Source organism: Mesorhizobium sp. M7A.F.Ca.CA.002.09.1.1, from assembly GCF_003998555.1.
Lineage (GTDB): Bacteria > Pseudomonadota > Alphaproteobacteria > Rhizobiales > Rhizobiaceae > Mesorhizobium > Mesorhizobium ciceri.
On sequence record NZ_RZRR01000140.1, the window covers coordinates 1 to 8629 of the forward strand.

Here is an 8629-nt window from a genome sequence, read left to right on the forward strand (position 1 = left end):
GGCTGATGCGGCTCGACGGCGTGCGCGACGTCCACACGCAGTTGGTGCTGCAGAACATCAAGGGCCCGGGCCATGTGCCGCTCGGGCATCTCAGGCGATGACAATGCCTGCCCTTCGCACTCCTTGAGGAAAAGCTGCACGCAAACTGCTGAAACGGGCCAAGCACGTGTCCACATCGCCGGCCAGCTTGTGCGGACCAACTGCCCAGGAGGTCCGCCATGAAAATCGTCCTGATCAATCCGCCGCACACCGCCATCGGCAGCCGCGTGCCCGACGATCACCTGCCGCCGCTCGGCCTGCTGGCGATCGGCGGGCCGCTGATCGATGCCGGCCATCAGGTGCGCCTCGTCGACGCCGAGTTCGGGCCGATGCCGCTCGATGACGTCGTGCGCAGCGCACTGGAGGACCACCCCGACTTCGTCCTGATCGGCCATTCCGGCTCGACCTCGGCGCACCCGACCGCCTTGGTGATCGCGCGCATGATCAAGGAGCGCGAGCCGGCGACCATCATCATCTATGGCGGCGTTTTCCCGACCTATCATTGGCGCGACATCCTGGCCGCTACCGATGCCTTCGACTTCATCGTGCGCGGCGAGGGCGAAGCGACGGTGGTGGCGCTGATCGAAGGGCTGGAGATGCGCCAGCCGCCGGCGAGCGTGGCCGGCATCGCCTATCGCGACGATCTCAGCCGCCCCTTCGCCACACAGGCGGCCATGACCATTGCCGACCTCGACGCCTACCGCGTCGGCTGGGAACTGATCGACCATCCCAGTTACAGCTACTGGGGCGGCAAGCGGGCCGTGGTCATGCAGTTTTCGCGCGGCTGTCCGCATCTGTGCAACTATTGCGGCCAGCGCGGCTTCTGGACCCGCTGGCGGCATCGCGATCCGGTGAAATTCGCCAGGGAGATCGCATGGCTGCATCGCCAACATGGCGTCGAGCTCATCAATCTTGCCGACGAGAATCCGACGGTCTCGAAGAAAGCCTGGCGGGCCTTCCTCGATGCCCTGATCGCCGAGAACGTGCCGGTGCTGATCGTCGGTTCGACCCGTGCCGACGACATCGTGCGCGATGCCCACATCCTGCATCTCTACCGCAAGGCCGGTGTCATCCGCTGGCTGCTCGGCATGGAAAACACCGACGAGCAGACGCTTCAATTAATCCGCAAGGGCGGCAGCACCTCATCCGATCGCGAGGCGATAAGGCTGCTGCGTCTCAGCGGCATCCTGTCTATGGCGACCTGGGTGTCCGGCTTCGAGGACGAAGGGTTTCGCGACCTGTGGCGCGGCTTTCGCCAACTCATCGCCTACGACCCCGACCAGATCCAGGCGCTTTATGTGACGCCGCATCGCTGGACGCCGTTCTTCCGCATCGCGCGGGATCGCAAGGTGATCCAGCAGGATGCGCGCCTGTGGGACTACAAGCACCAGGTGCTGCAGATGACGCGGCTGAAGCCGTGGATGCTGTTCTTCAGCGTCAAGCTGATCGAGCTGGCGGTGCAATCACGGCCGAAGGCGCTGGCCCGCATCCTGTTCCACAAGGATCCCGAGCAGCGCCATTCGATGCGCTGGTACACACAGATGGGCCGCCGCGTGTGGTTCCGCGAGGTCTGGGGCTTTCTGGTCCGCGACATCAGGGTGAAAGACGGCCCGACGCTGGCCGAATTCTGGGGCGCGCCGCAGGATGCCGAGGAGGAATCGATGTCCGTTCGACGCCCGGCCAGAAAGCCCGCCATTCCCACCATCGACAATATTGAAGATGCCGAGGCGAGAAAGTTAGCCGGCTGACGAGCCCCTCAGGGCACGATCAGCGTGCCGGCGCCATGTTCGGTGAACAGTTCCAGCAGCACCGCATGCGGGGTCTTGCCGTTGAGGATGACAACGCCTTCGACGCCGCGCTCGATCGCTTCGATGCAGGTCTCGACCTTGGGGATCATGCCGCCCGAGACCGTGCCGTCCTTGATCAGCGCCTTGGCCTCGGCCACGGTCAGTTCGTCGATCAGCTTCTTGTTCTTGTCGAGCACACCCGGCACGTCGGTGAGGAATAGCAGGCGCGTCGCCTGGCAGGCGCCGGCAATGGCGCCGGCGAAGGTGTCGGCGTTGATGTTGTAGGTGTGGCCATCGCGTCCCGGCGCCACCGGCGCCAGCACCGGGATCATTTCGGAGCGTGCCAGAAGATCGAGCAAGGTACGGTCGACCTCGACCGGCTCGCCGACGAAGCCGAGATCGAGCACGCGCTCGATGTTGGAGTCCGGATCGATCATGGTCTTGCGGGCCTTTTCGGCGAACACCATGTTGCCGTCCTTGCCGCACAGGCCGATCGCCCATTCGCCCTCGGCGTTGATCAGCGCGACGATCTCCTTGTTGATCGAACCGGCCAGCACCATTTCGACGATCTCGACCGTCTTCTGGTCGGTGACGCGCAGGCCGCCTTCGAACTTGGATTCGATGCCCATCTTGGCCAGCATGGCGCCGATCTGCGGGCCGCCGCCGTGGACGACGATCGGGTTGACGCCGGATTGCTTGAGCAGCGCGATGTCGCGCGCGAAGGCCTTGCCGAGCTCGATGTCGCCCATGGCATGGCCGCCATATTTCACCACGACCGTCTTGTGCTCGTAGCGCTGCATGTAGGGCAGCGCCCGCGACAACAGGGCTGCCTGCATTTCGGCGGTGGCGGTTATTTCCGTCATCGGCTTTTTTCCCTGGAGATCGGTAAGGACGGCGGCGTCTTAGCGGGAATTGGCGCCGCCCGCAAATGGCTTTGCTGTCATATTCGAGCGCTTCACGACCTCGTCATCGTGTCGGCACCATCAGCGGCGCCCTGCGACCCAGCCAACCCGAGATCTTCTCCATCTGCGCGGCGAGCGACAAAAGCGTCTCCTCGTCGCCCGGACGGCCGGCAGCCTGGACGCCGATCGGCAGGCCGGCGTCGGTGACATGGACCGGCAGGGCGATCGATGGCTGGCCGCTGACATTCTGGATCGCCGGCCAATGGGTGAACCAGAGGCTCTTGTCCATCAACTGGCCGAAGAACGGCTTCAGCTTCAGCAAGGGCGTCAGGTGAAGCTTGTCGAGCAGGTTCTCGATGAGGTCGTCGGCGCCTTTCGGATCCATTGCGCCGCAGGCAAGCGGCGGGTGGGCAATGATCGGCATCAGCACGGCGTCATACTGCGCGGTCTCTGCGATCAGCCGCCGTGAGGCGGCATGCAGCCGCTGCAGGTCGGCATAGGTCTCGCCGGCCGACACCAGTTCGCCGAAGCGGGCGAGCACGCGCGTGGCCCGCTCGATGTCGCCAGCAACGGAACGGCCGACGCGCAGCGCTTCGGCCCGCATCGTGCCAGCGACGGCGGAGGCAACCGTCCTGCAGAAATCGGCGAAGAAATCGCGGCCGATAAAGGGCAAGTCGATCTCCTCGACCGTGTGGCCGCCCTCGCGGGCAAGCGCCACCGCCGTGTCGAGCGCCTTGAGCGTCTCGTCCGAGATCGGCAGGCGAAGCGGCGATTTGCGGTACACGGCCAGACTGAGCTTGCCGGGATCGCGTGCGGCGGCAGCCGCGAACGTGCCTTTCGGCCGCGGCGCGGCATAGGGCGACAGAGGATCGGGCCCGTGGGTCAGGTCGAGCAGCAGCGCGCAATCGCGCACCGAACGGGTGAGCGCATGGTCGACGACCATGCCGTACCAGCTTTCGCTCACCAGGGGCGTCAGCGGTATACGGCCGCGCGACGTCTTCAGGCCGACAAGTCCGGTGCAGGCGGCAGGCACACGGATCGAGCCGCCGCCATCGGAGGCATGCGCCACCGGCACGACGCCGGCTGCGACCAGTGCTGCCGAACCGCCCGAAGAGCCGCCGCTGGTATGGCCGGTGTTCCACGGATTGCGGGTGATGCCAAAGGCCCTGGATTCGGTCATCAATCGAAGCCCGTGCTCCGGCGATGTCGAGGTGACGATCGGGATAAGTCCGGCAGCGAGATAGCGGTCGGTCAGCGCCGAATTGACATCGGCCAGCCATGCCGGAATGCGGCTGCCGCCATGCGTCGGCACGCCCTTGATGGCGATGCCGAGATCCTTGATGGCGAAGGGAACACCAGCCAGCGGCAGCGAGGGGTCGACGGTCTTGGCGCGGGCGCGGGCGGCATCGTAGAGCGGTTCGGCCGTGGCATTGATGTCGGGACGGGTGGCCTCGGCGCGGGCAATCGCGGCGTCGGTCAGTTCGACGGCCGAAACCTCGCCCTTGCGGACCAGATTGGCGAGGCCGGTGGCATCTTCTTCCCAAAGGATCCGTTCGACCGACATGCGCGCTCCCCCATCAATGAAGGCAAGCTAGCCAGTGGCAATTCCATTGGCAATCGACCGACGGATCCGGGCCGGCGACACACAAAAGCTTAGGCGTGCACAAGGTTATTTCCGTCGTTGCAAATACATGGCAATCGCCTAATTTGCCTGCAATGACGCCGCAGGACATCACCAAGCTGATCGTTCGGACTTCGATGAAGGATCGGGCCGCGTTCGATCTGCTTTACCGGCAGACCAGCGCGAAACTTTTTGGCGTCTGTCTTCGTGTATTGAACGACCGGGGAGACGCGGAAGAAGCGCTGCAGGAAGTCTTCGTCAAGATATGGACGAAGGCCGACCGTTTTGCTGTTTCCGATCTAAGCCCGATCTCCTGGCTGGTGGCAATCGCGCGCAATCATGCGATCGATCGCATCAGAGCGCGGCGCAACCCCGCCGCCGACATCGATGCCGCGCTCGACGTGGCCGATCCGGCGCCGGGGCCTGAAGCGATGGCGGTGGCGGGCGACGAATCCGAACGTATCCACCATTGTCTCGATGAGCTGGAGAAGGACCGGGCAGCAGCCGTCCGGGGCGCCTATCTCAAGGGCGAGAGCTATGCCGAACTGGCGGAGCGCCATGGCGTGCCGCTGAACACGATGCGTACATGGCTGCGCCGCAGCCTGTTGAAACTCAGAGAATGCCTGGAAAGATGACGCTGGCAGAAGACACAGGACCGGAACGTGGAGGCGACGACCTGCTCGCCGCCGAGTACGTTCTCGGCGTGCTCGATGCCGACGAACGCCAGATCGTCTCTCGCCGCATCGATGCGGATACGGTTTTCGCCCGTCTTGTCGAGGACTGGGAGGTCAGGCTCTCACCGCTTGCCGCCGCCTTTCGGGAAGTCGAGCCGCCGGTTTCGGTGAAGACCGCGGTCGACCGCCGCCTGTTCGCTACCGCTGCCGCGGTGAGCAGGCCCGCCGAAGTGCGCGGCGGCCTTTGGTCCAGCCTGGCCTTCTGGCGCGCCCTTGCCGCAGCCGCGGTTGCGGCACTGGCGATTTACATCGCCGTGCCCGTCTTCAACCCGCCGGTCGAGCAGCCGCAGGCGCGCCTCGTCGCTTCGCTGGCCGCCGAAGGCAGCGACGTCAGATATCTTGCCGTCTACGACGCCGCGCATCACGAAGTCGGCCTGTCGCATGTCTCCGGTGAGCGTGCTTCCGGCAAGGACTTCGAGCTGTGGATGATCGAGGGCAAGAACCCGCCGGTCTCGATGGGCGTCATTCCGACCGGTGCTACGGCACATATCGTCGTCTCGCCGGCGGCCCAGCAGAAGCTTGCCCAGGGCGCGGTGCTTGCCGTCAGCCTCGAGCCGTCGGGCGGTTCGCCGACCGGACAGCCGACCGGACCGGTGGTTGCCGCTGGCGACCTGAAGAGCATCTGACCGGCTCTTCACCTGAAAAATCACAACAGACTATCATAAGTCTATCCTTCGCTGAACATGCCCATAGACAGCATGTCGGCAGGCGGCCGATGGCTCGGGAAATCCCTCTGCGCCGTGGATAAAATCAAGAATCACAATATTTCTGAAACTCGGGCGAGTTTGTTCCGTATCTCCTCGCGTCCCCAAGAATGGGAAGAGAAAAACCCGAGGAGTTCGACATCATGCGTAGATACGCCACCCTTTTGCTCGCCGGTACGATCGCCGTTTCGGCCCTTGCCACCGCCGCCTACGCCGAAAACCCGATGGTTGGCGGCGCCGCCATGTATGCCAACAAGAACATCGTCGAGAACGCCGTGAACTCGAAGGATCACACCACGCTGGTCGCCGCCGTGAAGGCCGCCGGCCTTGTCGAGACGCTGCAGGGCGCCGGTCCGTTCACCGTGTTCGCGCCGACCAACGAAGCCTTCGCAGCCCTTCCGGCCGGTACGGTCGAGACGCTGCTCAAGCCAGAAAACAAGGACAAGCTCACCAAGATCCTGACCTGCCATGTCATCGGCGCCAAGGCGATGGGAGCAGATGTGGCCGCGATGGCCAAGGCTGACGGCGGCACCCACAAGGTCAAGACGGTCGGCGGCTGCGAATTGTCGCTCAAGGCCGACGGCGGCAAGGTCACGGTCACCGACGAGAACGGCAATGTCGCCAATGTGACGATCGCCGATGTCGAACAGTCCAATGGCGTCATCCACGTCATCGACAAGGTTCTTTTGCCCAAGATGTAACAAGGGGCTTGCTGCCGGCGAACTGACGGCAAGGACCCTCCGTCGATTGCACGATCCCGCTCCCGTGATCCGCAATTGGCCCGTGCACTTCGCGCCCGCCTGCATTCGGATGTGGGAGGGCGCGGAGTGTTCGTTCGAGGGGCTACCGTCACCGGCTTTTGATTTCCGCGCGGCGGTGTAGTTTGGCAAAAGGACATCAGGAGGAACTGGTCATGAACCGTCGCGACTTTCTTTTGAGCGGTGCCGCCGCCATCGGCGTGATCGGGGCCGCGGCAACGATGCTGCGCATGGGCGATCCGCAGGCAGCACAAGCGGCCGAGAGCTTCGAGGTCGTCAAGACCGACGCCGAGTGGAAAGCCATCCTGTCGCCGGCCGCCTTCGACGTGCTGCGCAAGGAAGGCACGGAGTACCCCGGCACCAGCCCGCTGCTCAACGAACACCGCAAGGGCATTTTCGCCTGTGCCGGCTGCGACCTGCCGGTCTATTCGTCGGAGACGAAATTCGATTCCGGCACCGGATGGCCGAGCTTCTGGCAAGAGATCCCCAAGGCGATCGGCACGACCGTGGACAGGTCGCTCGGCATGACGCGTACCGAGGCACATTGCCGCCGCTGCGGCGGCCATCTCGGCCATGTCTTCGACGACGGTCCGGCGCCGACCGGCCTGCGCCACTGCATCAACGGCGTCGCGCTGACCTTCAAACCGGCCACGGCCTGAGTCCATAGACCCGAATGCAAAAAACTCCGGGCTTGCGGCCCGGAGTTTTTTACGCGGTCAGAGCTTTTCGGGCGTGGACTGGAGGAGCTTCCCGAAACCGCTGCCCACGTATCCTTGTCTTGTCGCAATCTCCAAGGGAAAGCGCTGCGCGCTTTTCCCGGGAAAACCGCCTTACACTTTTCCTGGAATTGCTCCCTATCAGTGCCCCCCACCGCCGCCGCCACCCGGTGCGGCCGGCTTGCGGATCAGCATGGTGAACAGGCCAAGCGTCGCAAACAGCACCGTCAGCATGAAGAACACGTCCATGAAGGACAGCAACGCCGCCTGCTGCTGGACCATGCCAGACAACTTGGAGATCGCAGCGCTTGTCGCATCGAGGCCGGGGGTCTGCTCGAAATTGCGGGTCATGTTCTGCAGCTTGGTCTGCGCGGCTTCACTGCCCCATTGCACATGCTCGGAGAGCCTTGCGTAGTGGAAGGCGTTGCGGTCGATCAGCACGGTATTGATCAGCGCAAGGCCGACGGCACCGCCAAGGTTGCGGGTGAGATTGAACAGGCCGGACGCGTTCTTCAGCCGCTCGGGCGGCAAGGTGCCGAGCGCGATGTTGTTGATCGGAACCATGCACAGCATCATCGAACAGCCGCGCAGGATCTGCGGGATGAGCAGCTCATAGAAATCCCAGTCGGCGGTCAGATGCGTCATCCACCAGGTGCCGGTGGCGAAGCCGAAGAAGCCGATCATCATCATCAGGCGCGGGTCCATCTTGTTCGACAGGATGCCCGAGATCGGCGCGGTGAAGAACATCGCCAGGCCGCTGACGAACAGAGCCTCGCCGATCATCATCGAATCGTAGCCGCGGATGCGCCCGAGGAACACCGGGTAGAGATAGGTCAGGCCGTAGAGACCGATGCCGATGACGAACGAGAATAGCGAGCCGAAGGCGAAGTTGATGTTGGTGAAGGCCTTCAGGTCGACGATCGGCTCCTCGGCGGTGAATACGCGCCAGAAGAACAGGACCGCGCCGACGGTCATGACGACGGCGCAGATGAAGACGCCCTGGTCCTGCAGCCAGTCATTGTTGGGGCCTTCCTCGAGCACATATTCCATGCAGCCCAGGAAGGCCGCCATGCCGGCGAGGCCCCACCAGTCGAACTTGCTGAACAGCTTGAGGTTGGGCTTGTCGAAGTCGATCAGCATCCAGGCCGCCGTTGTCACCAGGATGCCGGGCACGACATTGACCAGGAACAGCCAATGCCAGGACATGGCATGGCTGATATAGCCACCGACGGTCGGGCCGATGGTCGGCGCCAGCGTCGCCACGAGGCCGATCATCGGCGAGACGACGGCGCGGCGCGAGGGCGGGAAGATGGTGAAGGCAGCGGCAAAGACGCTCGGTATCATGCCGCCGCCGATGAAGCCCTGGAC

The 8629-nt window shown here is 64.0% G+C and carries 8 protein-coding genes and 1 pseudogene; 6 read left to right on the forward strand and 3 right to left on the reverse strand.

Features of this window, described 5'->3' with window-relative positions:
- Both EN994_RS35985 and bchE read left to right on the forward strand, forming a co-directional pair.
- Positions 1–101: pseudogene (locus EN994_RS35985) on the forward strand (Lrp/AsnC family transcriptional regulator); the annotation flags it as partial.
- 117 nt (positions 102–218) lie between these two features.
- Positions 219–1787, forward strand: a complete 1569-nt coding sequence (gene bchE / locus EN994_RS08930) for a magnesium-protoporphyrin IX monomethyl ester anaerobic oxidative cyclase (protein WP_127307489.1) — start codon at positions 219–221, stop codon at positions 1785–1787.
- An 8-nt stretch (positions 1788–1795) separates the two neighbouring features.
- Here the strand turns inward: bchE and argB are convergent, their stop codons facing one another.
- Both argB and EN994_RS08940 read right to left on the reverse strand, forming a co-directional pair.
- On the reverse strand, positions 1796–2689 hold the full coding sequence (gene argB / locus EN994_RS08935) for an acetylglutamate kinase (protein WP_013528489.1): 894 nt from the start codon (positions 2687–2689) through the stop codon (positions 1796–1798).
- 103 nt (positions 2690–2792) lie between these two features.
- A complete protein-coding gene (locus EN994_RS08940) occupies positions 2793–4292 on the reverse strand; it encodes an amidase (RefSeq protein ID WP_063169720.1) in 1500 nt (499 codons plus the stop codon).
- Between the two features lie 152 nt (positions 4293–4444).
- Here EN994_RS08940 and EN994_RS08945 point away from each other — a divergent pair, with 152 nt between their 5' ends.
- From EN994_RS08945 to msrB, 4 genes are all read left to right on the forward strand, one after another.
- Complete coding sequence (locus EN994_RS08945; protein ID WP_063169719.1) at positions 4445–4984, forward strand: sigma-70 family RNA polymerase sigma factor; 540 nt, start codon at positions 4445–4447, stop codon at positions 4982–4984.
- Positions 4981–5709, forward strand: a complete 729-nt coding sequence (locus EN994_RS08950; protein WP_082826618.1) for an anti-sigma factor — start codon at positions 4981–4983, stop codon at positions 5707–5709. Before EN994_RS08945 ends, EN994_RS08950 begins: the two co-directional genes overlap by 4 nt.
- A 221-nt stretch (positions 5710–5930) precedes the next feature.
- Positions 5931–6488 carry a fasciclin domain-containing protein gene (locus EN994_RS08955; protein WP_013528492.1) on the forward strand — a complete coding sequence of 186 codons (558 nt, stop codon included), beginning with the start codon at positions 5931–5933 and terminating at the stop codon, positions 6486–6488.
- A gap of 212 nt (positions 6489–6700) precedes the next feature.
- Positions 6701–7204 (forward strand): peptide-methionine (R)-S-oxide reductase MsrB, encoded by a 504-nt coding sequence (gene msrB, locus EN994_RS08960; RefSeq protein WP_013528493.1) that lies wholly within the window; start codon positions 6701–6703, stop codon positions 7202–7204.
- A gap of 198 nt (positions 7205–7402) precedes the next feature.
- On the opposite strand, the gene EN994_RS08970 is transcribed toward msrB, so the two are convergent.
- A partial coding sequence (locus EN994_RS08970) for a DHA2 family efflux MFS transporter permease subunit (RefSeq protein WP_127307490.1) occupies positions 7403–8629 on the reverse strand: 1227 nt, incomplete at its 5' end.